Source organism: Streptomyces sp. So13.3 (assembly GCF_005860785.2).
Taxonomy (GTDB): Bacteria; Actinomycetota; Actinomycetes; order Streptomycetales; family Streptomycetaceae; genus Actinacidiphila; species Actinacidiphila fildesensis.
In genome coordinates this window covers 3,904,880-3,931,130 of the sequence record NZ_CP048835.1, presented here as the reverse complement: position 1 = coordinate 3,931,130, position 26,251 = coordinate 3,904,880, and the positions used below count along the sequence as shown (strand labels likewise).

Here is a 26,251-nt window from a genome sequence, read left to right as displayed (position 1 = left end):
GAAATTCGCACGCCAGCGCGTTGCAGCGTCGGGTAGTCGTGGATCAGTGGGAGGACCCGGGTGACATCGGCGAAGGTTGAGCCGGAGCAGGGCTGGTTGCGGCGGTTGGTCGGCTATTGCTGGCGGTACCGCCGCAACGTACTGCTGGCGTTGGGCGCGTCACTGGGCGGGATGGCCGTCACCGCGCTCGTCCCACTGGTGCCGAAGCTGATCATCGACGACGTGGTGCTCGCGCACGACCGTCCGCTGCTGCCCTGGGCGATCGTGCTGGTGGTCGCGGCCGTCGCCGTCTACGTCCTGACGTATGTGCGGCGCTTCTACGGCGGCCGGCTCGCCCTCGATGTGCAGCACGACCTGCGCAGCGACATGTTCCGCTCGCTGACCCGGCTGGACGGCCGGCGGCAGGACGAGCTGGACACCGGCCAGGTGGTCGGCAGGGCCACCAGCGACCTGCAGCTCATCCAGGGCCTGCTCTTCATGCTGCCGATGATGATCGGCAACGTGCTGCTGTTCGTGCTGTCCCTGATCGTGATGCTCACGCTCTCCCCGCTCCTCACCCTCGTCGCGCTGGCCGTCGCCCCCGCCCTGTGGTTCATCGCCGACCGCAGCCGTAAGCGGCTCTTCCCCGCCACCTGGTACGCCCAGGGGCAGGCCGCCGCCGTCGCGGGCATCGTCGACGGGTCCGTCACCGGCGTCCGCGTGGTGAAGGGCTTCGGCCAGGAGCAGCAGGAGATGGACAAGCTGGAGGGCGTCAGCAAGAAGCTGTTCGCCGGCCGGCTCCGCACGATCCGGCTGAACGCGCGCTACAGCCCGGCCCTCCAGGCCGTGCCCTCGATCGGCCAGGTGGGCATGCTGGCGCTCGGCGGATGGATGGCGACCCGCGGGCAGATCACGCTCGGCACGTTCGTCGCGTTCTCCACGTACCTCGCGCAGCTCACCGGCCCGGTGCGGATGCTGACCATGATGCTGACCGTCGGACAGCAGGCACGGGCCGGCGTCGAGCGCGTCCTGGAGCTGATCGACACCGAGCCGACGCTGGAGGAGGGCACCCGGACGCTGCCCGAGGGCGCGGCCACCGTCGAGTTCGACCACGTCACCTTCGGCTACGACCCCGAGCGGCCGGTGCTGGCCGACTTCTCGCTGCGCGTCGAGCCCGGTGAGACCGTCGCCGTCGTCGGTGCCTCGGGCTCCGGGAAGTCCACCGTCTCGCTGCTGCTGCCGCGCTTCTACGACGCCACCGGCGGCGCGGTGCGGATCGGCGGCGAGGACGTCCGCGACCTCACCTTCGACTCGCTGCGCGGCGCCATCGGCATGGTGCCCGAGGACAGCTTCCTGTTCTCCGACACCGTGCGCTCCAACATCGCCTACGGACACCCGGACGCCACCGATGAGCAGGTGCTCGCCGCGACCCGCGCGGCGCAGGCCCACGAGTTCATCGAGGCGCTCCCCGAGGGCTACGACACCGTGGTCGGCGAACAGGGCCTGACCCTGTCCGGCGGCCAGCGGCAGCGCGTCGCCCTCGCCCGCGCGATCCTGACCGACCCGCGGTTGCTGCTCCTGGACGACGCGACCTCGGCGGTCGACGCCCAGGTCGAGGCGGAGATCTTCGACGCGCTGCGCGAGGTCGTGACCGGCCGGACGACGCTGCTGATCGCCCACCGCCGCTCGACGCTGGCGCTCGCCGACCGGATCGCCGTCCTGGAGGACGGCCGGCTGGCGGACATCGGCACCCATGACGAGCTGGAGGAGCGCTCCGCGCTCTTCCGCAAGCTGTTGACCGACCCGGACGCGCTCGGCGCGGACGTCGTCACCGCCGACCCGGCCGGTGTGCTCGCCGCCGCCTGGTCGGGCGAGGGCGCCGCGACCGGACTTGCGGAGCGCACCGCCACCGCACCCGGATCCGAAGAGGCTCACGGGTCCGAGAGGCTCAACGGGTCCGACCGGTTCAACGGAACGGGCAGGATCAACGGATCCACAGTGTCCGACAGCGTGACGGCAGAGCTGTGGCCCAGGGAACCGCACCCCGCTGACGGGCCCGCTACGGGGAAGGCACGGGAGAACGGAGCCGCCCCGGCTCCCATCGTTCCGGCGGCGGGTGGACCCGCCGGCATGGCCGCCGCGATGGCCGGGATGCCGGCCTCGCCCGATCTGCTCGCGAAGGTGGCAGCGCTGCCACCCGCCACCGACACACCCGACGTGGACGAGGCGCAGGCCCGCATCGTCGACGAGGAGTTCGGGCTGCGCAGCCTGCTGCGCGGCTTCCGCACCCCGCTGCTGTTCAGCCTGCTGCTGGTGGCGGCGGACGCCATCGCCGGACTGATGCTGCCGGTGCTGATCAGGCACGGCATCGACTCCGGTGTCCGGGAGGCCGCGCTCGGCGCGGTCTGGGCGGCCTCGGCCGCCGGCCTGGTGATCGTCGTCGTGCAGTGGGCGGCGCAGTGGGGATCGGCGCGGCTGACCGGCAGGACCGGCGAGCGCGTCCTCTACACGCTGCGGGTGAAGATCTTCTCGCATCTGCACCGGCTCGGGCTCGACTACTACGAGCGTGAGCTGACCGGCCGGATCATGACGCGGATGACCACGGATGTCGACGCCCTGTCGACATTCCTGCAGACCGGACTGGTCACCGCCCTGGTCAGCGTGCTCACCTTCTTCGGCATCCTGGTCGCGCTGCTCGCCCTGGACGTCCAGCTGGCGCTGCTGGTGTTCGCGACGCTCCCGCCGCTCGTCCTGGCCACCTGGGTGTTCCGGCGCAAGTCCGTCCGGGCGTACGAACTGGCCCGTGAACGCGTCGGCGTCGTCAACGCGGACCTGCAGGAGAACGTCGCCGGGCTGCGTATCGTGCAGGCGTTCCGCCGTGAGCGCGTCGGCGCCGTCCGGTTCGCGGAGCGCAGCAGCGCGTACCGCGAAGCCCGGGTGCGCGGACAGTTCCTGATCTCGGTGTACTTCCCGTTCGTCCAGCTGCTGTCCAGCGGCGCGGCCGCGCTGGTGCTGATCGTCGGCGCCCAGCGGGTCGGCGCGGGCACCCTGACCGCGGGCGCGCTCGTCGCGTACCTGCTCTACATCGATCTGTTCTTCGCGCCGGTGCAGCAGCTGTCGCAGGTCTTCGACGGCTACCAGCAGGCGTCGGTGTCGCTCGGCCGGATCCGTGAACTGCTGCGGGTGCCGAGCACCACCCCGGCCGCGGCCCGGCCGCTGGCCGTCCCGTCGCTGCGCGGTGAGATCACCTTCAAGGACGTGCACTTCCGGTACGGGGACGGCGCCGAGGCGCTGAGCGGCGTGGACCTGCACATCCCGGCCGGGCAGACGGTCGCCTTCGTCGGCGAGACGGGCGCGGGCAAGTCCACGCTGGTCAAGCTGGTCGCCCGGTTCTACGACCCGACCGGCGGCGGTGTCCTTGTCGACGGCACCGACATCCGCGAACTGGACATGACGGCCTACCGGCAGCGGCTGGGCGTCGTACCGCAGGAGCCCTACCTGTTCGCCGGAACGGTGCGCGACTCCATCGCGTACGGACGGATGGACGCGACGGACGCGGAGGTCGAGGCCGCGGCCCGGTCGGTCGGCGCGCACGAGATGATCGCGACGCTCGACGGCGGCTATCTGCACCTGGTCAGCGAACGCGGCCGCAACCTGTCCGCAGGGCAGCGGCAGCTGATAGCGCTGGCCCGGGCCGAGCTCGTCGATCCCGACATCCTGCTGCTGGACGAGGCGACGGCCGCGCTCGACCTGGCCACGGAAGGGCTGGTCAACCAGGCCGCCGACCGGCTGGCGGTGCGGCGCACCACGCTCGTCGTCGCGCACCGGCTGACCACGGCCTCGCGCGCCGACCGTGTCGTCCTGCTCGACCACGGCCGTGTCATCGAGGACGGCACCCATGACGAACTGCTTGCCGCGGACGGGCGATACGCCCGGTTGTGGCGCACATTCGTCGGTGAAGTACGGGCCGCCGCCTGATATTTCACTGTCCCAAGGCCCTCTGGTGGTAAGACCGTTGCTCCCCTAGGTTCGCGGCAACGTCCGTGAACCCAGGGGAGGGTGCATGCGTAAGGCGCTCAGATGGCTGCTGTCACTGATGCTGCTCGTCGGCGCGACCGGTGCGGTCGGGGCCGGTGCGACGGGGACGGCCACCGCCGCGGATTCAGCGAGTGTCGATTCGGCGAGTGCGGATATCAAGGACCGCATTCTGGCGATACCCGGGATGACCCTCATCGAGGAGAAGCCGGTCACCGGCTACCGCTACTTCGTTCTCCATTACACCCAGCCGATCGACCACCTCCGCCCCTGGAAGGGCACCTTCCAGCAGCGGCTGACGGTGCTCCACAAGGCGACCGACCGCCCGACGGTCTTCTTCACCTCCGGCTACGGGCTCTCCACCAACGCGAGCCGCTCGGAGCCGACCAGGCTCATCGACGGCAACCAGGTCTCCATGGAGTACCGGTTCTTCACGCCGTCCCGCCCCGCCGAGCCGGCCGACTGGTCCAAGCTCGACATCTGGCAGGCGGCCAGCGACCAGCACCGGATCTTCCAGGCGCTGGACCGGATCTACCACCGGAACTGGATCGACACCGGCGGCAGCAAGGGCGGCATGACCGCCACCTACTTCCGCCGCTTCTACCCGAACGACATGGACGGCACGGTCGCCTATGTCGCGCCCAATGACGTGGTCAACAAGGAGGACTCGGCCTACACGGAGTTCTTCAAGACCGTCGGCAACGCCGACTGCCGTGCCGCGCTCAACGCCGTGCAGCGCGAGGCGCTGGTACGCCGGGACGAGATCGTCGCCCGCTACCAGAAGTACGCCGACGACAACGCGCTGACCTTCACCACCGTGGGCAGTGCCGACAAGGCGTACGAGAACGTCGTGCTGGACCTGGTGTGGGCGTTCTGGCAGTACCACCTGGAGTCGGAGTGCCCGACCGTCCCCAAGCCGACCGCGACCACCGATGAGCTGTACACCTTCATCGACACCATCTCCGGCTTCGACTTCTACACCGACCAGGGCCTGGAGTACTACACGCCGTACTACTACCAGGCCGGCACCCAGCTCGGCGCGCCCACCTTCGCGACCCCGCACCTCAAGGGGCTGCTGCGCTACCCGGGCATCTACCAGCCGCGCTCGTACGTGCCGCGGTCCATCCCGATGACCTTCAAGCCGTCGGCGATGCCGGATGTGGACAACTGGGTGCAGCACCACGCCCAGCGGATGCTGTTCGTTTACGGAACGAACGACCCATGGGGTGCAGAACCGTTCCGTCTCGGGAAGGGCGCGAAGGACTCCTTCGTGATGTGGGCGCCGGGCGCGAACCACGGCGCGAACATCGCCGCGCTCAAGCCCGCGGACAACGCCAAGGCGACCGCGGAGGTGCTGAAGTGGGCGGGCGTCACCCCGGCCACGACGCTCGCCCCCTCGTTCGACGCGAAGCTCGACGTACCGAACGACGTCATGGACCGCCACCCGCTGTAGCGCCGGACCCGGCCCTGGTCCCGGGTTCGGAGATCAGGGCGTGATCCGAGCAAGGACGTGGTTCACAGCCGGCGGGCGCATCCGACGCCCGCCGGCCCGACGTTCACGAACAGCGCCGTTCCCGGCGGGCATTGGGCGCGCTCAGCTGCGATCGCGTCCACCCGGTACCCGGGCTTGTTCCGGCTGGAACGGTCACAGGCCGTCTCCTTCACCTGGCCGGCACCCGCTGTGTAGACGCAGTCGCCGACGATGGTGCGCGGACCACCGCCCGCCCCCGGGTCACCGGGGTGCGGGCCGTCGCGTTTGCGCATGCAGGCGTACCCCGGCGACCGGCCGGACGACACCGACAGGACGAAGTCCGTCGTCTCCGGACAGCGGTCTCCCGCCCGCACCGTGGGGGCTGTCGAGGCGGCCTGTCCGGCGGCCGGCGATGACGCCGGTGCTGACGCATCCGGCAGCAGACCGTAGAACCGGACCGTGACCTCGGCGATGGCGTTCGGGTCCGAGCACGCCACCTCCCGGTACGAGCCCAGCGGATCGCTCTGCGCACACGCGCCTTCCGCGAGGAACGCCGTATCCGTGCCCGCGGGCTTCAGGGTGGGTGAGGGGGCGGCCGTTCCCGCCCCCGAACCGCCGCCCGCCGTCCCCCGGAACGGTGTGCAGGCCGCGAGCGCGGCGAGGAGGGCGAGTGCGAACAGGACGGCGGCCGATACCACCGCGGCGTGCAGAAACGATCCCAAATGGCCGTACCCGCGCATGAAGGCCCCCCTAGGCTTCCCCCGGGCAACATGCACCCATACGTCAGGGTAGGGGGTGGAACCGGCGGAGGGGAGGGCCCGCCGGCTCCGGGTTGGCCCGGCACCTTCCCGGACGGTCCGACACCCGACCCGATGTGTTTCCCGGGAGCCCCGACTACCGGTATTTCAGGCCGTGTCCGATCGGATAGAGCGCCTTTTCAGGATCGTCCGCGCGGGGCACCGCGACCGGCAGCCGGCCCGTCGGAGCCGCTCTGCCGGCGATGACCCGGGCCACCGCGCGCATCGACACATCGGTCCAGCCGTACACGGCGAGCCCGGCCGCGACGCCGCCGAGCCACGCGATGTCGTACGGATTGCGGAGGGCGATCTGAACGACCGGGATGCCGGTCGCCACCAGTGCCTTCACCAGGGCGATCTGGCCGGCCGCGGCCGCCGTGACGTTGTACGTGCCGATGACGACGCCGTCCTTGCCGCGGGCGGCCGCGACGGCCTCGTCGATGACGGCCTGGCCGGGCGCGGTACCGGTGGGCAGCGCCTGCGCTCGGTGGCCGAGGTCCGTGAGCGCCTTGGCGAGAACCGAGGTCGGCGGGCCACCCGTGCCGGACGGCGCGGCCGGATCCGCGCCGACCACGAGCAGATTCCGGTGGGCGCGGCGCGGCAGCGGCAGGACCCGGGAGGGGTTGGAGAGCAGGGTGACGGTACGGTCGGTGATCCGGTCGGCGGTCGCGAGGTGCGAACGGATGCCGACCGCCCGGTCGACGCCCTGATGCGTGACATAGGGATTGCGGAACAGGCCTTTGCGGGTCTTGAGTTCCAGGATCCGGACCAGGGACTCGTCGATCCGCTGCTCGGTGATCTCCCCGGACGTCAGCGCGTCGAGCACCGCCTTCCAGGCGACGTCGAGGAGCGGCGGGTTCAGCAGCTGGTCGGCGCCGGCCTTGAGGGCGAGCACCGGCACCCGGTCGTCGCCGTACTTCTGCCGCACACCGGCCATGCCGAGCGAATCGGTGATCACGACGCCGTCGTAGCCGAGTTCCTCCCGGAGGATCCCGGTGAGGATGGGGCGGGAGAGGGTGGCGGGGTCCCCCGAGTCGTCGAGCGCGGGAACCAGGATGTGGGCCGTCATGATCGAGTCGATCCCGGCGGCGATCGCGGCGCGGAACGGCGGGGCGTCGATCCGCCGCCACTCGTCCAGCGAGTGGGTGATGACCGGCAGTTCGAAATGGCTGTCGGTGCCGGTGTCGCCATGGCCGGGGAAATGCTTGGCGGTGGAGGCGATCCCGGCCCCCTGGTACCCCTTGACCTGGGCTGCCGCCAGAGCGGCGACGGCCTGCGGATCGGCGCCGAAGGACCGTACGCCGATCACGGGGTTGGCCGGATTGATGTTCACGTCGGAGACCGGGGAGAAGTTCTGGTTGACGCCCATGGCGCCGAGCTCGGTGCCCACGACATGGGCCGCGGCGCGGGCGTCGTGCGGATCACCGTCGGCGCCGAGCGCCATCCCGCCGGGGAAGAGCGTGGCGGGTGAGCCGATCCGGGCGACCGCGCCCTGCTCCTGATCGGTGGAGATCAGCAGTGGGATCGGAGTCCCATGGGCCAGCGCGGCGCGCTGGATGCCGTTGGAGAGGTCGGCGATCTGGTGCGGGTCCCGGGTGTTGTGCGCCCAGCTGAAGTAGATGATGCCGCCGAGGTGGTACTTGGCGATCAGTTCGGCGGCGTCGGAGACGCCCATCTCGCTCTGGTTGGAGGCGACGTCCGCAGGGTCGGGGGCGGTGGCGGAATGGCCGTAGACCCGCATCACGAAGAGCTGGCCGACCTTCTCCGCACGGCTCATCCGCGCGATGATCGCGCGGATGAGCCTGCGGTCCGGGGCGGCGGCCTGGGCGGACGGGACGCCGGCGGCGAAGGCGCCCGCTGTGACGGCGGTGGCGGCCGCGGTGGCGAGAACGGTGCGGCGGGATGGTTGGTGGTGCATGTCGAACTCCTTCCGGCTGGAGGAGATGAGCACGCTGAAAGTTTTCTTCAGTTGAAACGGATAGCCGGAAAGTTTTCGTCAGTCAATGGCTGTGACGCGAGTCGGCAGCACATTCACCGGGACGGCCAGCACCGCCGCGTAGATCTCGGGCCGGATACAGCGGATGTTCTCGCCTCCGGTCGGCGACGCCGATACCCGCCCCTCGGGAGTGATGAGCAGTGCGGCGCCGGTGGACCGGCAGCCGGACAGCTTGAATCCGAAGCGCCGTTCACCGCTTTTCGGCGAATGCGCGGCCAGCTGTGTGCGTACGGCCGAGGCGCCGGCGGCGGGCAGACCCGCCAGATAGGCGTTCAGCTGGGCGGGCTGGGTCACTTCCGAGCCCTTGAGCCCCTGGCCCTGGGCGGTCGCGCCATTGAGGTACGTGAACGCCACCGTCGTACCGGGGCTGGGCGCGGTGGCCGCCGCACCTCCGGTCCCGAACACCGGATGCTTCGGCATACGGTCGCGCGGCACCTCGAAGACCACCGTGACCTGATAGGCGACCAGGCACTCCGGCTTGGGCTTCGGCTGGCTGACCCCGAGCGTCAGCCGGTCGCCACTGGCGAGCAGCGCGGCCCCGGTGGCCTGGCTGCAGCCGGTGGTCTCCACCCAGCCCACCAGCACATTGCGCGAGAAGTCCGTCTTCTGGGTGCGCTGGGCGATCTCGCGGGCCGCCGCCGGATCGGACCCCGCGAACCAGCTCGGGAAGCGGGACAGCTCGAGTTCGCTGTTGATCACCGAGTGGACCGCGGGCGGCCTGCGCACCCCGGCGGAGAGGTACACGACCCGGGACTCGATCCCGTGGGCTCCGGACTGGACGGGGGTGGTCGCGGTGCCGGCGGACGACGGACTGCCCGACGGAGAACCACCGGTCGACGGTGGAACCCCCGTCCCCGAGGTGCTGGGGCTGTGGTCGCCCCCGGCACTGTCGGAAGGCGGCGCACCGGTGGCGGACCGGTCCTGACCGCAGCCGGTGGACAGGGCTGTCAGTGACGCGGCCAGCACCGCGACCGACACGGCTCTACGGAGCTTTATCAGCAGCATGTGGCTTGGACGGGCGGATTCCACGACCGGTTCCGTGCGGTGGCTGAACATGGCTCCATCGTCGGGCCGGCCGAGGTCACCGGGCAGTGTGTGATGCGCCGTTTGGCCGAAAGCGCACGGACCGCCCCTGGCATCGACCGGTCCCGCACGGGCTCTGCGCGGCATGGACCGACCTTCCCAAGGACCCCCAACGACCACCCCGCGACCGGCGCACGGCCGGCCCCGGTGTCATGCCGAGTTGGCGAGCAGCCGGGACAGATGCTGCCGGGCCGGTGACAGCAGCTCCGGCAGGTCCGCGACCTGCGGGTACCAGCGCTTCTCGTACTCCCAGCAGAGCCAGCCGTCCCAGTCCCCCCGGCTCAGCACCTCCACGGTCTCGGCCAGCGGCAGCACACCCTCCCCGAGCGGCAGCGGGGTGGTGTCCTCGGCCGAGGCGATGTCCTTGACCTGCACGTACCCCAGGTGCGGGGCGAGTACGGGGTAGGTCTCGGACGGCTGCTCACCACCGCGCCAGGTGTGCATCACATCCCAGATCACACCCACGCTGCCGTGCCCGACCAGCCCCATGATCCGGGCCGCGTCCGCTCCGGTCGGGTGCGAGTCGTGCGTCTCGAGCAGCACCTTCACCCCGAGGCGGGCGGCGTCCGGCGCGACCGCCGCAAGGCGCCGTGCGGCGTACAGGTCCGCCTCCGCCGCCGGCAGTTCCCCACCGCCGGGGAAGACCCGCACGAACGGAGCCCCCAGATCGGCTGCGAGGGCCAGGTTTGCCCGCAGGTCCGTCAGTACCGGCTCGTCGTCACCCGGCGCGGCGACCTTGGCGTAAGCCGCCACCGTCAGGATCTCCACCCCCGACTTCTCGAACTCGGCCACGACCGCGCTCCGTTCCGCCGCGGACAGGCCGGTGTGGACGGGTTCCTCGGCGTTGGCCCGGATCTCCACACCGTGGAAACCATGCTCAGCGGCGAGGCGGACGACCTGCTCGATGGGGAGTGCGGGGACGCCGAGTGTGGAGAACGCGAGCTTCATCCGGCGGACACTAGGCACCACGCAGGGCATGGTCAACCTCCCACGGCGCTCTCGGCGCGCGCCGCCGCGATCCGGCCTAAAGCACCAGGCGCCAGTCCTGTCCCACGAGGTCCTTGCCGAAGCTGTGATGCGGCTTCTCCGCGACGAGCTCGAAGCCGGCCCGCTGGTAGATCTTCCGGGCCGCCCCCAGCACATCGTTCGTCCACAGCACCAGCTCGCGGTAGCCGGCCCCGCGGGCGAAGGATATGCACCGCTCCACCAGCCGGTCGCCTATGCGATGACCGCGCGCACCCGGCTCGACCAGCAGCAGCCGCAGCCGCGCGACGCCGGGTACCTCGTCGCGGACGCAGAACACACAGCCGGCCGGCACACCGTCCAGCTCCGCCATCCACAGCGCCTCGCGCCCGGGATCCGGATCGGCGGCGAAGTCCGCCACGATCCGTGCCACCAGTGCTTCGTACTCGCTGTTCCAACCGAACTCGGCCGCGTACACCGCCGCGTTCCGCTGGATCACCCAGCCCAGGTCGCCGGGCCGTGGTCCGCGCAGTTCGATCCGGGCCGGGGCAGGCGGGCGGTCGTCGCGCAGTATCTCCCGGACGGTGCGCATGGCCTCGGCCAGCCGCGGGCGGTCCTCCTCGGGCACATCGCTGAGCAGCGACCCGACGGCCTCCTCCGCCCGTTTCTCCAGCAGCGTGGCCGCCTCCCGGCCCCGCGGGGTCAGCTCTATGCGCTGCCGCCGGGCGTCCTGTTCGGACGGCGCACGGGTGACCAGCTGGTCCTGTTCGAACTTCGACAGCATGCGGCTCAAGTGCCCGGCGTCGAGCGAGAGTTCCACCCGGAGGTCGGCGGCGTCTGTCCGCCGGGAGTGCGCCAGCTCGTACAGCACCCGCGCTTCGGTCAGCGTGTAGGGAGTATGCAGATGGCGGCTGTAGTCCAGCGCGCCGATGAGGTTGGTGTAGAAGCGGTTGAACGCGCGGATCTCTTGCACGGCCATGGGGGCACCTCGGCATTCACCGTCGAAATTCCTTTGCCTGAGTCAAAGGTAAGCCCGCGACGGCACCGTGAAAAGGCCTGTGGATAACTTCCGGGCGCCCCTGCGGACACCCCGTGACGCCCTGGTGGACGGCCTCCCGGACGGCCTCCCGGGCGTCCCGTGAACCCCTCGGCCTCGTTTCAGGCGGACCCGGCCCGCGGCGGTGCCGTGGACGCCCGCACCATCAGCTCGGTGCGGATCGTCGCGAGGCCGCCGGGCGGCGCGGTCTGCCGCCCCATGACGAGGCGGCCGGCCCGGGCGCCCGCCTCCTGCAGCGGGATGCGGACCGTTGTCAGGGCCGGCGCGGTGTCCACGCTGAACGGGAGATCGTCGAAGCCCGCCACCGAGACGTCGTCCGGAATGCTCAACCCCTGGTCGCGCAGGGCCGCGCAGACGCCGAGCGCGACGGTGTCGTTGGCGGCGATGACGGCGGTCAGCGTGGGTTCCCTGCGCAGGAGTTCCAGCGCCGCGTCGTAGCCGGAGGAGCGGTCGTACGAGCCGTGCACCGTGAGTCGGTCGACGGCGGGACCGGTGGCCGGCAGGCCGTGGTCCGCCAGTGCCGCCCGGTGGCCCTCCAGCCGGTGCCGGGTGGTGGTGCGGTCGGCGGGACCCGCGACGTACCCGATCCGGCGGTGGCCGAGGGAGAGCAGGTGCTCGGTGAGCCGCCGCGCGCCGCCCCGGTTGTCGAACGCGACGGTCGCGACGGGGATCTGCGTGGCCGGCTGTTCCAGCGGAGGCCGTCCGCACAGCACGATCCGCGTGCCGGACTCCGCGAGCCGGGCGAGCCGGGCGGCGACCGCCGCACTGTGCTCCGCGCCCTCGACCGCGCCGCCGGTGATCACCACTCCGGCCGCACGCTGGCGTTCCAGCAAGGTGAGATAGGTGAGTTCGGCCTCGGGGGAGCCGCCGGTGTTGCAGACCACCGCGAGCTTGCCGCCGCCGGGTGCGGATGCGTCGCTGATCTCGGCCTGGACGGCGCTCGCGATCAGTCCGAAGAACGGGTCCGCGACGTCGTTGACGAGTACTCCGACCAGGTCGGAGGTGGCGGCCGCGAGGCCTCTGGCCTGCCCGTTGACCACATAGTCCAGGTCTTCGACGGCCCGCTGGACGCGGTCGCGCGTGCTGCCCGCGACCGGGTAGTTGCCATTGAGGACGCGCGAGACGGTCGCGGACGACACCCCGGCGCGCGCCGCGACATCGGCGAGGGTCACTGCCATCTGCGTCCGTACCTCCTGCTGGCCGTCCCGGGACCGCACCGCCCGTTGCCGGACATGTTCTCACCTTGTCGGATCGGCCCGCTTCCGGCTAGCGTGCCAGAGAAGAAAGCGCTTGCTATCGCTTGACCGGCGGTAGCGGCCGAAGGGGAGGACCCAACGTGACACGCAGGACAGTGCGGATCGCCATGAACGGCGTCACGGGCCGCATGGGCTACCGCCAGCACCTCGTCCGCTCGATCCTGAGCCTGCGCGAGCAGGGCGGACTCGACCTCGGGGACGGCACGACGCTGTGGCCCGAGCCGGTCCTCGTCGGCCGTCGGGAGCACGCGCTGCGCGCGATGGCGGACCGGCACGGGCTGGAGCACATCTCCACCGACCTCGACGCCGTCCTGGCCGACCCGACGGTCGAGATCTACTTCGACGCGCAGGTCACCTCGGCCCGCGAGGAGTCGGTGCGCAAGGCCATCGCCGCCGGAAAGCACATCTACTGCGAGAAGCCCACCGCCACGTCCCTGGACAGCGCCCTGGAGCTGGCCAGGCTCGCCACCGCCGCCGGCGTCAAGCACGGCGTGGTCCAGGACAAGCTCTTCCTCCCCGGCCTGCTGAAGCTCAAGCGGCTCATCGACGGCGGCTTCTTCGGGCAGATCCTCTCCATCCGCGGCGAGTTCGGCTACTGGGTCTTCGAGGGCGACTGGCAGAGCGCCCAGCGGCCCTCCTGGAACTACCGTTCACAGGACGGCGGCGGCATCGTCGTCGACATGTTCCCGCACTGGGAGTACGTGCTCCACGAGCTGTTCGGGCAGGTCCGCACCGTCCAGGCGCTGACCGCCACCCACATCCCGCGGCGCTGGGACGAGCACGGCAAGCCGTACGACGCGACCGCCGACGACGCCGCGTACGGCATCTTCCAGCTCGACGGCGGCGCCATCGCCCAGATCAACTCCTCCTGGACGGTGCGCGTCAACCGCGACGAACTGGTGGAGTTCCAGGTCGACGGCACGCACGGCTCGGCCGTCGCGGGCCTGCGGGACTGCCGGGTGCAGCACCGCTCCGCCACCCCCAAGCCGGTCTGGAACCCGGACCTCCCGGTCACCGAGCCCTTCCGTGACCAGTGGCAGTCGGTCCCCGACAACGGTGAGTTCACCAACGGATTCAAGAGTCAGTGGGAGCTGTTCCTCCGGCATGTCGTCCTCGACGAGCCCTGGCAGTGGGACCTGCTGGCCGGCGCGCGCGGCGTCCAGCTCGCCGAACTGGGCCTGAAGTCGTCCGCCGAGGGCCGGCGCCTCGACGTCCCGGAGCTGTCCCTGTGAGCGGCCGGGCGGCCATCGAGCTCCCCAGTGCCACCGGTGAACTACGTTCCTATGTGCCGCGTACCGAGCCCGTTGTCCATGCCCTGGGCGGTGAACTGCGCAGCCGGGTCGTCTACTCGGCCGCGCACGTCGTCGCCGACCCCTGGCGCAGCGCCGCTGACGAACCGGCGGCCATCGACTGGGACGCCACTCTCGCCTTCCGCCGCCACCTGTGGTCACAGGGTCTGGGTGTCGCCGAGGCGATGGACACTGCCCAGCGCGGCATGGGTCTGGACTGGGCGGCCGCGGCCGAGCTGATCCGCCGCTCCTCCGCCGAGGCACGGGCCACCGGAGGCCGCATCGCCTGCGGCGTCGGCACGGACCAACTCGTCGCGCCGGCCCGGACACTCACCGAGGTGACCGCTGCCTACGAGGAGCAGCTCGCGGTCGTGGAGGAGTCCGGATCGCAGGCCGTCCTCATGGCGTCCCGCGCGCTGGCGGCCCTGGCCAGCAGCCCTGACGACTACGTCGAGGTCTACAGCCACCTGCTGCGCCAGTCCGCGGAACCGGTCGTTCTGCACTGGCTCGGTCCGATGTTCGACCCCGCGCTGGCCGGCTACTGGGGCAGCGAGGATCTCGACGCGGCCACGGAGACGTTCCTGGACGTCATTGCCGCCCACCCGGACAAGGTCGACGGGATCAAGGTGTCGCTGCTCGACGCCCGGCGCGAGGTGGAACTGCGCCGCAGGCTGCCCAAGGGCGTGCGCTGCTACACCGGCGATGACTTCAACTATCCCGAGCTGATCGAGGGTGACGAGCAGGGCTTCAGCCATGCGCTGCTCGGCATCTTCGACCCGCTGGCGCCGCTCGCCGCCGCCGCCGTCCGCACCCTGGACACCGGGGACGCGGCCGGCTTCCGGGCACTTCTCGACCCGACCGTCGAGTTGTCCCGGCACCTGTTCGGCGCTCCGACGCGCTACTACAAGACCGGTGTGGTGTTCCTGGCCTGGCTGGCGGGCCACCAGTCGCACTTCACGATGGTGGGCGGTCTGCAGTCGGCACGCTCCCTCCCGCATCTCGCCCGTGCCTACGAGCTGGCCGACGGTCTCGGCCTGTTCCCCGACCCGGCGCTGGCCGAGGCGCGGATGCGGCAGCTGCTCGTCATCCACGGGGTGACCGCATGAGCGCGGACCGTAAGACCGCCGACAGCGGACGCCCCGACCGTACGACCGCCGGCCCCGTGCCCGCTGCCGGCCCCATGAGCTCTGTCCGCGCGACGGCCGGCGATCTGGCGCGGCTGAGTATCAACCAGGAGACCGTCAAGCAGTGGTCGCTGCCCGAGCTGGCGGCGGGTTGCGCCGGGCTCGGAGTGCCTGGTGTGGGCCTCTGGCGTGCGCCGGTGCAGGAGTACGGCGTCGAGCGGGCCGCCCGTCTGATGCGGGAAACCGGCCTCCAGGTGACGTCCTTGTGCCGCGGCGGCTTCTTCACCGCGAGCGATCCGGCCGCCCGGCGCGCGGCGATGGACGACAACCGGGCCGCGATCGACGAGGCGGCCGTCCTGGAAACCGGCACCTTGGTGCTGGTTTCGGGCGGACTGCCATCAGGAGAGCGCGATATCGGGGCCGCACGGGAGCGGGTCGCCGACGCGCTGGCCGAGCTGGCTCCGTACGCCGCCGAACGGTCGGTGCGCCTGGCGATCGAGCCGCTGCACCCGATGTACGCGTCGGACCGCTGCGTCGTCTCCACGCTCGGCCAGGCACTGGACATCGCCGAGCGCTTTCCCGCCGAGCGGGTCGGGGTCGTCGTGGACACCTACCACCTGTGGTGGGACGACCGGGTGCCGGCGCAGATCGCCCGCGCCGGCGCGGGCGGCCGGATCGCGGCCTTCCAGCTCGCGGACTGGGTCACCCCGCTGCCCGAGGGCGTGCTGCTGGGGCGGGGCCAGCTCGGTGACGGCTGCGTTGACCTGCGCGGATTCCGTGAGCAGGTCGATGCGGCCGGGTATTCCGGCGCCGTGGAGGTGGAGATCTTCAACCCCGCCCTGTGGGCGCGGGACGGCGCCGAAGTGGTCGCGGAGATCGCCCGCCGGTACCGCGAACACGTCCTCTGAAGAATCTTCAAATTATTTCTGTCCGGCGTACAACCCTTCTGGGGGGTGGTCGGTCTTATAGGCATCAAGGTTCCCGGGAGGGGTTCGGGGAACTGAGGTAGTGATATGCGCCCGAGGGGGGCTTCGGGGGTACTGGGGGGAAACGCAAAGGGGTCCGGCTCACGCCGGACCCCTTTCGTCTGTCCCGGGACGGGTCGCCGCCCCCAGGTGCCCCCAGGGCTCATCTCTTGGAGCGGGCCCGCTTGGCGAGCACGGTCGCCACCACGGGGATGACGAGTTCGAGCGCTCCGGCGACGGCTGTGACCGGCAGACCCGTCTTCTTCGCTACCGCTCGGGCGGTCGGCGCCGTCACCTTGCGGAGTACGGCGACCAGCATGCCGCCGCCCGCCACCGAAGCCGGTCCGCCGAGTCCGGCGAAGCCGACGGCCCCGGCCGGCGGCTCGGGTTCCGTGGCGGCCTGCTCCAGCGCCTGGCTGAGTTCCGCGGTGCCGCCCGGGGTGACCGCGTCGTCGGTGAGGACGCCGGTCAGCGAGGTGACCGAGGTCCCCACGAGCTTCCGGGCCGATTCCGGATCGGTGCCCAGCACTCCGGCGATCTCCTGGATCTGGTCGTCGCCGAGCTCGGACAGCACTTCGTTCTGCAGCGGTTGGTCGCTCATACTCCGGACGCTACGCGCGAAGGCGGTCCGGGGCCCGTGGTGGTCGGCCGAACGCGTCAGGCCAGGTCCGGGCGCTGCGCGGGCCTATCGCAGGGACGCGTAGACGATGAGGTTGTCCACGGGGTGCACTGCGGCGTCCAGGGCGCCGTCACAGGTCACCGGCCGCAGTACGGGGTCGGGGTCCGGGCCGTAGACCTTTTCGGTCGGGACGGTGTTCTTGTTCACCGTCTGGGTGCCGGTCACCGTGTAGTGCACGTTCTTCCCGGCGGGGTCGCGGACGGCGATGTCCGCGCCCTTCTTCACCTTTGTTCGGGGCCTCGGGAGAACGGCCATGAGCCCATCGGCCGAAAAGACGAGAAGTGCCGTGGCGGGGTCAGCCCAGCGGCGTACGCGGCGGTGCGCCGCGGTTGTCCACAGGCGTACCCGGAGTGTCGGGGGCAGGCGGTACCTTCGGACCAGATCGCCGACGAGCAGCAGTCGGGCAGCCGCTGGACCGTCGCGGAGGCCGCTGGGGGACGGGAGGCAGGGCCATGGGGGACGCGCGACTCGCCGTGCTCGAAGCCGTCCTGGAGCGGATCACCTACGCCAACGAGGACAACGGCTACACGGTCGCGCGGGTCGACACGGGCCGCGGCGCCGGCGATCTGCTGACCGTGGTCGGCGCCCTGTTGGGCGCGCAGCCGGGCGAATCGCTGCGCATGGAGGGCCGTTGGGGCTCCCATCCGCAGTACGGCAAGCAGTTCACCGTGGAGAACTACACCACCGTCCTGCCCGCGACGATCCAGGGCATCCGCCGATACCTCGGTTCGGGGCTGATCAAGGGGATCGGGCCCAAGATCGCCGACCGGATCGTGGAGCACTTCGGCACCGACACCCTGGATGTCATCGAAGGGGCGCCGAAACGGCTGATCGAAGTGCCGGGGCTCGGGCCGAAGCGGACCAGGATGATCGCCGTCGCCTGGGAGGAGCAGAAAGCGATCAAGGAGGTGATGGTCTTCCTCCAGGGAGTGGGGGTGTCCACGTCCATCGCGGTGCGCATCTACAAGAACTACGGCGACGCGTCGATCTCCGTGGTGAAGAACCAGCCTTACCGGCTGGCCGCCGATGTGTGGGGCATCGGATTCCTGACCGCCGACCGGATCGCCCAGGCGGTGGGGATACCCCACGACAGCCCGGAGCGGGTCAAGGCGGGGCTCCAGTACGCGCTGTCGCAGGCCACCGACAGCGGGAACTGCTTCCTGCCCGAGGAACAGCTGCTCTCCGACTCCGTCAAGCTGCTGCAGGTGGACGCCGGACTGGTGATCGACTGCCTCGCGGAGCTGGTGGGCGAGGAGGGCGTGGTCCGGGAGTCGGTACCGGATCCGGAGGGCGGCGATCCGGTGCGGGCCGTGTACCTGGTGCCGTTCCACCGGGCGGAGATCTCGCTGGCCGGCCAACTGCTCAGACTGCTGCGCGGGCCGGAGGACCGGCTGCCGCTGTTCCAGGACGTCCAGTGGGACAAAGCCCTGTCCTGGCTGGCCGGCCGCACGGGAGCGGATCTGGCGCCCGAGCAGCAGCAGGCGGTGCGGTTGGCGCTGACCGAAAGGGTCGCGGTGCTCACCGGCGGCCCCGGCTGCGGCAAGTCGTTCACGGTGCGTTCGGTGGTGACTCTGGCGCAGGCGAAGAAGGCCAAGGTGGTGCTGGCCGCGCCGACCGGCCGCGCCGCCAAACGGCTGGCCGAGCTGACCGGCATGGAGGCGTCGACCGTGCACCGGCTGCTGGAGCTCAAGCCGGGCGGGGACGCGGCCTACGACAAGGACCGGCCGCTGGACGCGGACCTGGTGGTCGTGGACGAGGCCTCGATGCTGGACTTGCTGCTCGCGAACAAGCTGGCCAAGGCGGTGCCGCCGGGCGCGCACCTGTTGTTCGTCGGGGATGTGGACCAGCTGCCGAGCGTCGGCGCGGGCGAGGTGCTGCGGGATCTGCTGGCCCCGGGCAGCCCGGTCCCGGCGGTGCGGCTCACCCGGATCTTCCGCCAGGCCCAGCAGTCGGGCGTGGTGACCAACGCCCACCGGATCAATTCGGGAGTCCCGCCGATCACCCAGGGGCTCCCCGACTTCTTCCTCTTCCCCGAGGAGGACACCGAGGAGGCGGGTCGGCTGACGGTGGAGGTGGCGGCCCGGCGGATCCCTGCCAAGTTCGGCCTCGACCCGCGCCGCGACATCCAGGTGCTCGCGCCCATGCACCGGGGCCCGGCAGGCGCCGGCGCGCTGAACGGCCTCCTTCAGCAGGCCATCACCCCGGCCCGGCCGGATCTCCCGGAGCGCAGGTTCGGCGGCCGCACGTTCCGTGTCGGCGACAAGGTCACCCAGATCCGCAACAACTACGAGAAGGGGGAGAGCGGCGTCTTCAACGGCACGGTCGGGGTGGTCACCGCGCTCGACACCGTCGAACAGAAGCTCACCGTGCTCACGGATGAGGACGAAGAGATTCCGTACGACTTCGACGAGCTGGACGAGCTGGCCCACGCGTACGCCGTGACGATCCACCGCTCCCAGGGCAGCGAGTACCCGGCCGTGGTGATCCCGGTCACCACGGGGGCATGGATGATGTTGCAGCGGAATCTGTTGTATACGGCTGTTACCAGGGCGAAACGCCTGGTGGTTCTGGTCGGGTCGCGCAGGGCGATAGCCCAGGCGGTACGCACCGTCTCGGCCGGTCGGCGCTTCACCGCCCTCGATCACCGGCTCGCTCAGGGCGCGAAATAGGCACTCCGTGCCATGTTTCGGCCCTATGGCCGACCCCGAGTGCACGCGCCAGTGCCAAATGGGGGACAGTGGACCTAGTCAGGGCACCTCGAAGAAGAGGCAAAACCGTCGGTGAGGGAATGACGTGAGCGACAACTCTGTAGTACTGCGGTACGGGGACAGCGAGCACAGCTACCCGGTGGTCGACAGCACTGTCGGCGACAAGGGCTTCGACATCGGCAAGCTGCGCGCCGACACCGGTCTGGTCACCCTGGACAGCGGATACGGCAACACCGCGGCCTACAAGTCCGCGATCACTTTCCTTGACGGTGAAGAGGGCATCCTTCGCTACCGCGGTTACCCCATCGAACAGCTCGCCGAACGTGGCAGCTTTATCGAGACCGCGTATCTGTTGATCAACGGTGAGCTCCCGACCGTCGATGAACTTTCCACCTTCAAGGGTGAAATTACTCAGCACACGCTGCTGCACGAGGACGTCAAACGGTTCTACGACGGCTTCCCGCGCGACGCCCACCCGATGGCGATGCTGTCGTCCGTGGTCAGCGCGCTGTCGACGTTCTACCAGGACAGCCACAACCCGTTCGACCCGGAGCAGCGCCACCTGTCCACGATCCGGCTGCTCGCCAAGCTGCCGACCATCGCGGCCTACGCGTTCAAGAAGTCGGTCGGCCAGCCGGTCGTCTACCCGCGCAACGATCTCGGCTACGTCGAGAACTTCCTGCGCATGACCTTCTCGGTTCCGGCCGAGGAGTACGAGCTCAACCCGGTCGTGGTGGGTGCGCTCGACAAGCTCCTGATCCTGCACGCGGACCACGAGCAGAACTGTTCGACCTCGACGGTCCGGCTGGTCGGCTCCTCGCAGGCGAACCAGTTCGCCTCGATCTCGGCCGGCATCAGCGCCCTGTGGGGCCCGCTGCACGGCGGCGCCAACCAGTCGGTGCTGGAGATGCTCGAGGGCATCAAGAACGACGGCGGCGACGTCGACGCCTTCATCCGCAAGGTGAAGAACAAGGAAGACGGCGTGAAGCTCATGGGCTTCGGGCACCGCGTCTACAAGAACTTCGACCCCCGGGCGAAGATCATCAAGGCCGCGGCGCACGACGTCCTCTCCGCTCTCGGCAAGTCCGACGAGCTGCTGGACATCGCGCTCAAGCTCGAGGAGCACGCGCTCAGCGACGACTACTTCGTCTCGCGCAAGCTCTACCCGAACGTGGACTTCTACACGGGCCTGATCTACCGGGCCATGGGCTTCCCGACCACCATGTTCACGGTGCTCTTCGCGCTCGGCCGGCTTCCCGGCTGGATCGCGCAGTGGCACGAGATGATCAAGGAGCCCGGATCCCGTATCGGCCGCCCGCGCCAGATCTACACGGGCATCGAGCTGCGGGACTACCTTCCGGTCGAGTCCCGCTGACCGAAGGCCGCCGACCGCGCGGCATGCGGCGGTGCACGCCGCCGCCGACGCCGCGGCGCACAACCCGCGGAGCATGAAGAAGCGCCCCGCGCTAGATCCCCCCACGGGTCCGGCGCGGGGCGCTCCCGTCCCCCGGATCGGATCCCCCCACGGGTCCGTACCGGGTGCTGGGTGACGCGCTATGCCGGGACGAGAAAGTCCGAGAGGGCCGCTCAAGCTCTCCGGGCACTTTCGCCCCGGCGACGCGATTGGGCCGTCCCCCAAGACGACCCGCTCTTTCATCCCACCAACGCTCCCCGGGAGCGTGGTGTTCCCCTCCATAGACCCACGAGTGGCGGTAATGGTTACGTTCCATTCGGTGTGATCTACGTCTCTTTACGGACGCCCGCCCCACTCGCAGACCGAAACGGTCCATCCCGTAGCGTGCTGTCACTTCTCGAGGGGCGGAGCGCATGGCACAGAACGAGGCAGTGGGCCGGAACATCGTCGTGACCGGTGGCGGTACGGGCATCGGCCGGGCCATCGCGACCCGGCTCGCCGGGTCGGGGGACCGGGTCACGATCGTCGGCCGCCGCCGGGACGTGCTCAGGGCCACCGCCGAGGAGCTGCGCGGCGAACACGGTCTCGACGTCACCCCTGTGGACTGCGACCTCGCCGACCCCGACGAGGTCGAGACGGCGCTCACCCGGCTGCCGGACCGGGTCGACGTGCTGGTGAACAACGCCGGCAGCCGGGAGCCGGCGACCGGGCCGGGGCCGCACGGGGTGCGGGCCCGATGGCGCGGAGACTTCGAGCGCAATGTGCTCACCGCGGTGCTGCTGACCGAATCGCTGCGCGACCGGCTCACCACGGACGGCGGCCGGGTGATCACCGTGACCTCGGTCGCGGCGTTGCGCGGCGGCGGCTCGTACGGCGCGTCCAAGGCCGCCCTGCACGCCTGGAACCACTCGCTGGCGGCCCAGCTGGGCCCGCAGGGCGTCACCTGCAACATCGTCGCCCCGGGCACCGTCGCCGGCACCGAGTTCTTCGGCGCCCGGCTCGATGACGCGGAGCTGACGCGCCGGGCCGGCCGTACCCTCGTCGGCCGGGTGGGCAGGGCCGCCGATGTGGCGGCCGCCGTGGTGTTCCTGGCCTCGCCCGAAGCGGGCTTCATCACGGGCGAGATCCTGCAGTGCAACGGTGGCGAGCTGCTCGGCCGGTAGCGGGCGCATGGCCGGTGGGCAAGGCCCGCACGGTGCCCTGCGGTACCCCGGGCCCCCTGCTCCCCGGGTCTGCGACCACAGGTGGAGCCGGACCGGTCCCTGAGGATGACCTGTTCCTGGCAATCCCCTGGGAATCCCCCTATCAGGACGAAACTCTCTTGCAGCGCTCCGGTCGCCCCTGCCAGCTTGGGGATACGGGAGGGAAGAGGGGCAGCCACATGGACGTTGGACACTTCGTGTCGTCACTCGACTTCACCGCGGGTCTCGTCGAGCACCTGCGGGGTGGAAACGTTGTGTGGGCGTACGCGCTGCTGGCCGCGACCACGCTGCCGCCGCTCGTGCCCAATGCGGTGCTGCTCGTCACCGGCGGAGTACTGGCCGCCCAGGGCCGGCTGGACCTCACCCTCGTGCTCGTGGTCGTCGCGCTGAGCGCGCTGGCCGGGGACATGCTGATCCACCGCACCGGACGGGCCGTGAGCGGCCGCGTCGTATCCCGTATCCACCGCAGGCCGCGGCAAGCAGCCCTGTTGCGATGGGCCGCGCTGCGCATACGGCGGCATGGGGTGCCCTTCGTCATCGCGGTGCGTTTCCTGCCGAGCGGACGCCTGATCGGCGGTCTCGCCGCGGGCGTGGTCCGCTATCCGGCACGCCGTTACCTGGCCGGAGCGGGGGTGGCCGAGGCGGTGTGGGCCACGTACTCCGTCGGCGTCGGCTACTTCAGCGGCCGCGCGGCCTCCAACTCCCTGTACGCCGTCGGCCTCGGCCTCGGCGTCTCCCTGCTGGTGGCGGCCGTGGGAGTACTGGCCCAATGGGCGTCCAGGACCCGGGAACGCCGCCAGGTTCCGATGGCAGTTCCCACGGCACTTCCGGCCGGTTTCCCGGCCCCGGCCCCGGCGCTCGTTCCGGCTTCGGCTGTCAGGCCCGAGAGCGTCCTGGACAAGGACTTCTGCGAGTCCGCCGGGCGGGGCCTCTAACCGTGCGGGCGGCCGTACCCGTTGCGGCTCAGTGGTGGCCGAGCGGGGGGCGGGACTCGGTGCCGACGTACGGGGCCAGATAGCGGTACAGCAGGCCCTTCAACTCCTTGATGTACGCGGCCTGTTCCGCGCCCTCCTGGGCGAGGACGAGCTCCAGGCCCGTCTTGAACATGGCGAACGCGATCTCGGCGATGCGGGCGCGGTCCGCGGCCGAGAGCAACGGGGCGCGCAGCTCGATCAGCCGGTCGACGCGTTCCAGTAGCGAGGCGTGCAGCTGATCGTGCTCGTCGGTGACCTTGCCCGGCGTGTCGGGGCCCTTGATCAGGGCGAGGAAGGCCGGATTGGCGCAGTTGAAGTCGATGAACGGATCGACGATCCGGTCGATCATCTCGGAGAGCGGGAGTGCGGCGTTCTCCGGAGTGAAGACCAGGCCGTGGGCCTGCTGCATCTGCTGGATGAGCCGGCCGCCGAGTTCGACCGCGATGGCTTCCTTGTTGGGGAAGAACTGGTAGAGCGTGCCCGGGGAGACGCCGGCTTCGCGGGCGATGGCGTTCGTGCTCGCCGCCCGGTAGCCGGACGTGCAGAACACGCTCGCGGCCGCTTCCAGCAGCTGCGTCACCCTGCGCTCTCCGCGCGCCTGGCGACGGCGCGGCTTCTCCTCCACCTCGGACACGTGTAGGCCCCAATCATGATTGACAAATACGAGTGGTCGCTCGCATTCTTGAAAACGCGAGTGGCTACTCGTGTTTTTCATTCTATGCTCGTTCTACGGGGAGGGGACACCTCAGTGATGCCCGATGTCAACCGCGAGCACGCCGTCGGGGGCTGGACCCGGGCGGTCACCGCCCGGCCCAGGCTCACGCTGCTGCTCGCGCTGCTCTTCACCGCCCTCGCCGTGGTCGCCGGCAGCGGTGTGGCGGACCGGCTGAGCGGCGGCGGGTGGGAGGCCCCGGACTCGGAGTCGTCCTATGCCACCAAGGCCCTGGAGGAGCACTTCCCCGCCTCGCAGCCCAATCTCGTCCTGCTGGTGGACAGTCGCGGAGCGGGCGTCGACAGCCCGCAGGTGGCCGCCGCCGGACGTGACCTGGCCCGCAGGCTCGCCGCCGACCCGTCGATCGCCGGCGTCACGTCGTACTGGGCCACCGGAGCACCCGAGTTGCGGGCGAAGGACCGCGGCGAAGCCATGATCGCGGCCCGGATCGTGGGCGGCGACGATGCGGTGGGCGCCGCCGTCGAGCGCATAGCGCCCGCCTGCCGGGGCGCTCAGGGGGTGGTGGACGTGCGGATCGGCGGATTGGCCGCGGTCCGGCACGAGCTGCAGAGCACCATCGAGGAGGACCTGCTGCGCGCCGAGATGATCGCGCTGCCGGTCACGCTCGTGCTGCTCGTGATGGTCTTCGGCAGCGCGGTGGCCGCCCTGCTTCCCCTCGGCGTGGGCATCATCGCGATCCTGGGGACCAACGCGGTGCTACGCCTCATCACGTCCTTCACCGATGTCTCCCTCTTCGCCCAGAGCCTGACCACCGTGCTCGGGTTGGGGCTGGGGATCGACTACGCGCTGTTCATCGTGCGCCGCTTCCGTGAGGAACTGGCGGACCGGGACGACCCCTTGAAGGCGGTGGGCGCGACGCTGCGCACCGCCGGCCGTACGGTGCTGTTCTCGGCGCTCACGGTCGCCGCCGCGCTCGCGGCGATGCTGGTCTTCCCGCAGTACTTCCTGCGCTCCTTCGCCTACGCCGGTATCGCGGTCGTGCTGCTGGCGGCCGGTGCCGCACTGATCGTGCTGCCCGCCGCCCTGGTGCTGCTCGGGCACCGGGTCAACGCCCTGGACCTGCGCAGGCTGTGGCGGCGACGGGTTCCCGCCGCGGAGCCGCGCGAGCCCGGAGCCGGCTACGCGGCGCTCGCCCGGCTGGTGATGCGGCGTGCTCCGCTCTTCGCCATAGGTGCCACCGCGGGCCTGCTCCTGCTCGGACTGCCCTTCCTGCAGATCCAGTTCGGCACGGCCGACGATCGCCAGCTCCCGGCAGGCGCCGAGTCGCACGCCGTCCAACAGCACATACGCGAGGCGTTCCCCGGCAATCCGGGCGGCGGAATCACGGTGCTCGCCGAGGGGAACCCCGGTCGGGACGCGCTCGCTGGATACAAGGGAAAGCTGGCCGCGCTGCCCGGAGTCGTCACGGTCGAAGGCCCGTTCGCCGCTCCTTCCGGCGGCCCGGCGTACCTCACCGTGCTGCCCCGGACCGAGGCCGTGGACGCGGCCACCCAGGACCTGGTGGGGGAGATCCGAGCGGTGGACGCCCCGTTCGGGACCGCGGCCACCGGCCAGGCCGCCGTGCTGGTCGATGCGCAGAAGGCCATCGCCGACCGCTTGCCCTGGGCGATCGGAATGATCGCCGTCGTCACTCTCCTTCTGGTGTTCCTGTTGACCGGCAGCGTGGTGATACCGCTCCAGGCGGTGCTGCTCAACGCGCTGAGCCTGACCGCGATGTTCGGGGCGGTGGTCTGGGTGTTCCAGGACGGACATCTGTCCGGGCTCCTGGGATTCACGGCGACCGGCAGCATCGAGACCACCCTCCCGGTGCTGATGTTCTGCCTGGCCTTCGGCCTGTCCATGGACTACGGGGTCTTCCTGCTGTCACGTATCAAGGAGGAGTACGACCGCAGCGGTGACCATCAGGGAGCGATCGTCTTCGGTGTGCGGCGTACCGGCGGACTCATCACCGCGGCCGCAGTGATCCTCGCCGTCGTCATGGTGGCCATCGGTACCTCACGGGTGGCCAACACCAAGATGCTCGGCCTCGGCATCGCCCTGGCCGTCCTGATGGACGCCATGGTGGTCCGTACCCTGCTTGTCCCGGCCGTCATGCGACTGACCGGTAAGGCCACGTGGTGGGCGCCGCCCGCGCTGCGCCGGTTCCATGACCGGTTCGGCATAAGCGAGGGCGGCGGCGGGGGAGTGGCGCCGGAGGCGGCTCGTGCCCCGCAGCGTGATCAGGAGCGGGACCCCGAGCCGGTCCGGTAGCTGTTCGCCGGTCAGGAGCCGGTCGTTGTGGGGTGTCGGTCAGAGTCCCGGCGGCCCGGGCATGGGTGTCAGTCGGGATCCCGGCGGCCCCGATTACCGGGCCGCCGGGCACTCCAAGCTCGAATGGTGTCGGCATACCAGAAGGGTTTGCCGCTCTCCACGACGTCCGGAGCGGGCAGGTGCCCGTGCTTGCGATACGAGCGCACGGTATCGACCTGGACCCGGATATGTGCGGCGATCTCTGCGTACGACCACAGGGTTCGGTCGGTCATGTCA

The 26,251-nt window shown here is 70.5% G+C and carries 20 protein-coding genes; 10 read left to right on the top strand and 10 right to left on the bottom strand.

Features of this window, described 5'->3' with window-relative positions; all coding sequences use genetic code 11:
* Positions 1–60 precede the first annotated feature (60 nt).
* Positions 61–3,957: an ABC transporter ATP-binding protein gene (locus tag C8250_RS17735; protein WP_138355063.1), complete on the top strand. Its 3,897-nt coding sequence runs from the start codon at positions 61–63 to the stop codon at positions 3,955–3,957.
* A gap of 85 nt (positions 3,958–4,042) precedes the next feature.
* Positions 4,043–5,467: a S28 family serine protease gene (locus C8250_RS17730; RefSeq protein ID WP_138355064.1), complete on the top strand. Its 1,425-nt coding sequence runs from the start codon at positions 4,043–4,045 to the stop codon at positions 5,465–5,467.
* Between the two features lie 62 nt (positions 5,468–5,529).
* Here C8250_RS17730 and C8250_RS17725 read toward each other — a convergent pair whose 3' ends face one another.
* From C8250_RS17725 to C8250_RS17700, 6 genes are all read right to left on the bottom strand, one after another.
* The gene (locus C8250_RS17725) at positions 5,530–6,225 is read right to left on the bottom strand and encodes a hypothetical protein (RefSeq protein ID WP_138355065.1); all 696 of its coding nucleotides are present in this window, start codon (positions 6,223–6,225) and stop codon (positions 5,530–5,532) included.
* Between the two features lie 154 nt (positions 6,226–6,379).
* The gene (locus C8250_RS17720) at positions 6,380–8,200 is read right to left on the bottom strand and encodes a glycoside hydrolase family 3 protein (RefSeq protein WP_138355066.1); all 1,821 of its coding nucleotides are present in this window, start codon (positions 8,198–8,200) and stop codon (positions 6,380–6,382) included.
* Positions 8,201–8,278: 78 nt separating this feature from the next.
* Positions 8,279–9,334 carry a hypothetical protein gene (locus C8250_RS17715; RefSeq protein ID WP_138355067.1) on the bottom strand — a complete coding sequence of 352 codons (1,056 nt, stop codon included), beginning with the start codon at positions 9,332–9,334 and terminating at the stop codon, positions 8,279–8,281.
* A 177-nt stretch (positions 9,335–9,511) separates the two neighbouring features.
* Positions 9,512–10,309: a sugar phosphate isomerase/epimerase family protein gene (locus C8250_RS17710; RefSeq protein WP_138355068.1), complete on the bottom strand. Its 798-nt coding sequence runs from the start codon at positions 10,307–10,309 to the stop codon at positions 9,512–9,514.
* A gap of 76 nt (positions 10,310–10,385) precedes the next feature.
* On the bottom strand, positions 10,386–11,303 hold the full coding sequence (locus C8250_RS17705) for a helix-turn-helix domain-containing GNAT family N-acetyltransferase (protein ID WP_138355069.1): 918 nt from the start codon (positions 11,301–11,303) through the stop codon (positions 10,386–10,388).
* A 179-nt stretch (positions 11,304–11,482) separates the two neighbouring features.
* Positions 11,483–12,559 (bottom strand): LacI family DNA-binding transcriptional regulator, encoded by a 1,077-nt coding sequence (locus tag C8250_RS17700; RefSeq protein WP_138355070.1) that lies wholly within the window; start codon positions 12,557–12,559, stop codon positions 11,483–11,485.
* A gap of 158 nt (positions 12,560–12,717) precedes the next feature.
* Between C8250_RS17700 and C8250_RS17695 the strand changes: the two genes are divergently transcribed.
* The 3 genes from C8250_RS17695 (at position 12,718) to C8250_RS17685 (ending at position 15,958) form a co-directional block, all read left to right on the top strand.
* A complete protein-coding gene (locus C8250_RS17695) occupies positions 12,718–13,869 on the top strand; it encodes a Gfo/Idh/MocA family oxidoreductase (RefSeq protein ID WP_138355071.1) in 1,152 nt (383 codons plus the stop codon).
* Positions 13,866–15,032, top strand: a complete 1,167-nt coding sequence (locus C8250_RS17690; RefSeq protein WP_244809179.1) for a dihydrodipicolinate synthase family protein — start codon at positions 13,866–13,868, stop codon at positions 15,030–15,032. Before C8250_RS17695 ends, C8250_RS17690 begins: the two co-directional genes overlap by 4 nt.
* A 74-nt stretch (positions 15,033–15,106) precedes the next feature.
* Complete coding sequence (locus tag C8250_RS17685) at positions 15,107–15,958, top strand: sugar phosphate isomerase/epimerase family protein (protein ID WP_138355119.1); 852 nt, start codon at positions 15,107–15,109, stop codon at positions 15,956–15,958.
* 220 nt (positions 15,959–16,178) lie between these two features.
* Here C8250_RS17685 and C8250_RS17680 read toward each other — a convergent pair whose 3' ends face one another.
* Positions 16,179–16,616, bottom strand: a complete 438-nt coding sequence (locus C8250_RS17680; protein ID WP_138355072.1) for a DUF937 domain-containing protein — start codon at positions 16,614–16,616, stop codon at positions 16,179–16,181.
* Between the two features lie 84 nt (positions 16,617–16,700).
* Positions 16,701–16,949, bottom strand: coding sequence for a class F sortase (locus tag C8250_RS17675; protein WP_138355073.1), 249 nt, complete (start codon positions 16,947–16,949; stop codon positions 16,701–16,703).
* A gap of 197 nt (positions 16,950–17,146) precedes the next feature.
* Here C8250_RS17675 and C8250_RS17670 point away from each other — a divergent pair, with 197 nt between their 5' ends.
* The 4 genes from C8250_RS17670 (at position 17,147) to C8250_RS17655 (ending at position 22,953) form a co-directional block, all read left to right on the top strand.
* The gene (locus C8250_RS17670) at positions 17,147–19,363 is read left to right on the top strand and encodes an ATP-dependent RecD-like DNA helicase (RefSeq protein WP_138355074.1); all 2,217 of its coding nucleotides are present in this window, start codon (positions 17,147–17,149) and stop codon (positions 19,361–19,363) included.
* A 124-nt stretch (positions 19,364–19,487) separates the two neighbouring features.
* Positions 19,488–20,777, top strand: coding sequence for a citrate synthase (locus C8250_RS17665; RefSeq protein WP_138355075.1), 1,290 nt, complete (start codon positions 19,488–19,490; stop codon positions 20,775–20,777).
* A gap of 452 nt (positions 20,778–21,229) precedes the next feature.
* The gene (locus C8250_RS17660; RefSeq protein WP_138355076.1) at positions 21,230–21,979 is read left to right on the top strand and encodes an SDR family oxidoreductase; all 750 of its coding nucleotides are present in this window, start codon (positions 21,230–21,232) and stop codon (positions 21,977–21,979) included.
* A 218-nt stretch (positions 21,980–22,197) separates the two neighbouring features.
* Positions 22,198–22,953: a VTT domain-containing protein gene (locus C8250_RS17655; protein WP_138355077.1), complete on the top strand. Its 756-nt coding sequence runs from the start codon at positions 22,198–22,200 to the stop codon at positions 22,951–22,953.
* Positions 22,954–22,981: 28 nt separating this feature from the next.
* Here C8250_RS17655 and C8250_RS17650 read toward each other — a convergent pair whose 3' ends face one another.
* Positions 22,982–23,572, bottom strand: coding sequence for a TetR/AcrR family transcriptional regulator (locus C8250_RS17650; protein WP_244809178.1), 591 nt, complete (start codon positions 23,570–23,572; stop codon positions 22,982–22,984).
* A 171-nt stretch (positions 23,573–23,743) separates the two neighbouring features.
* Here C8250_RS17650 and C8250_RS17645 point away from each other — a divergent pair, with 171 nt between their 5' ends.
* Complete coding sequence (locus tag C8250_RS17645; RefSeq protein ID WP_138355079.1) at positions 23,744–25,975, top strand: MMPL family transporter; 2,232 nt, start codon at positions 23,744–23,746, stop codon at positions 25,973–25,975.
* A 68-nt stretch (positions 25,976–26,043) separates the two neighbouring features.
* On the opposite strand, the gene C8250_RS17640 is transcribed toward C8250_RS17645, so the two are convergent.
* Positions 26,044–26,247: a MarR family transcriptional regulator gene (locus C8250_RS17640; RefSeq protein WP_138355080.1), complete on the bottom strand. Its 204-nt coding sequence runs from the start codon at positions 26,245–26,247 to the stop codon at positions 26,044–26,046.
* Positions 26,248–26,251 lie beyond the last annotated feature (4 nt).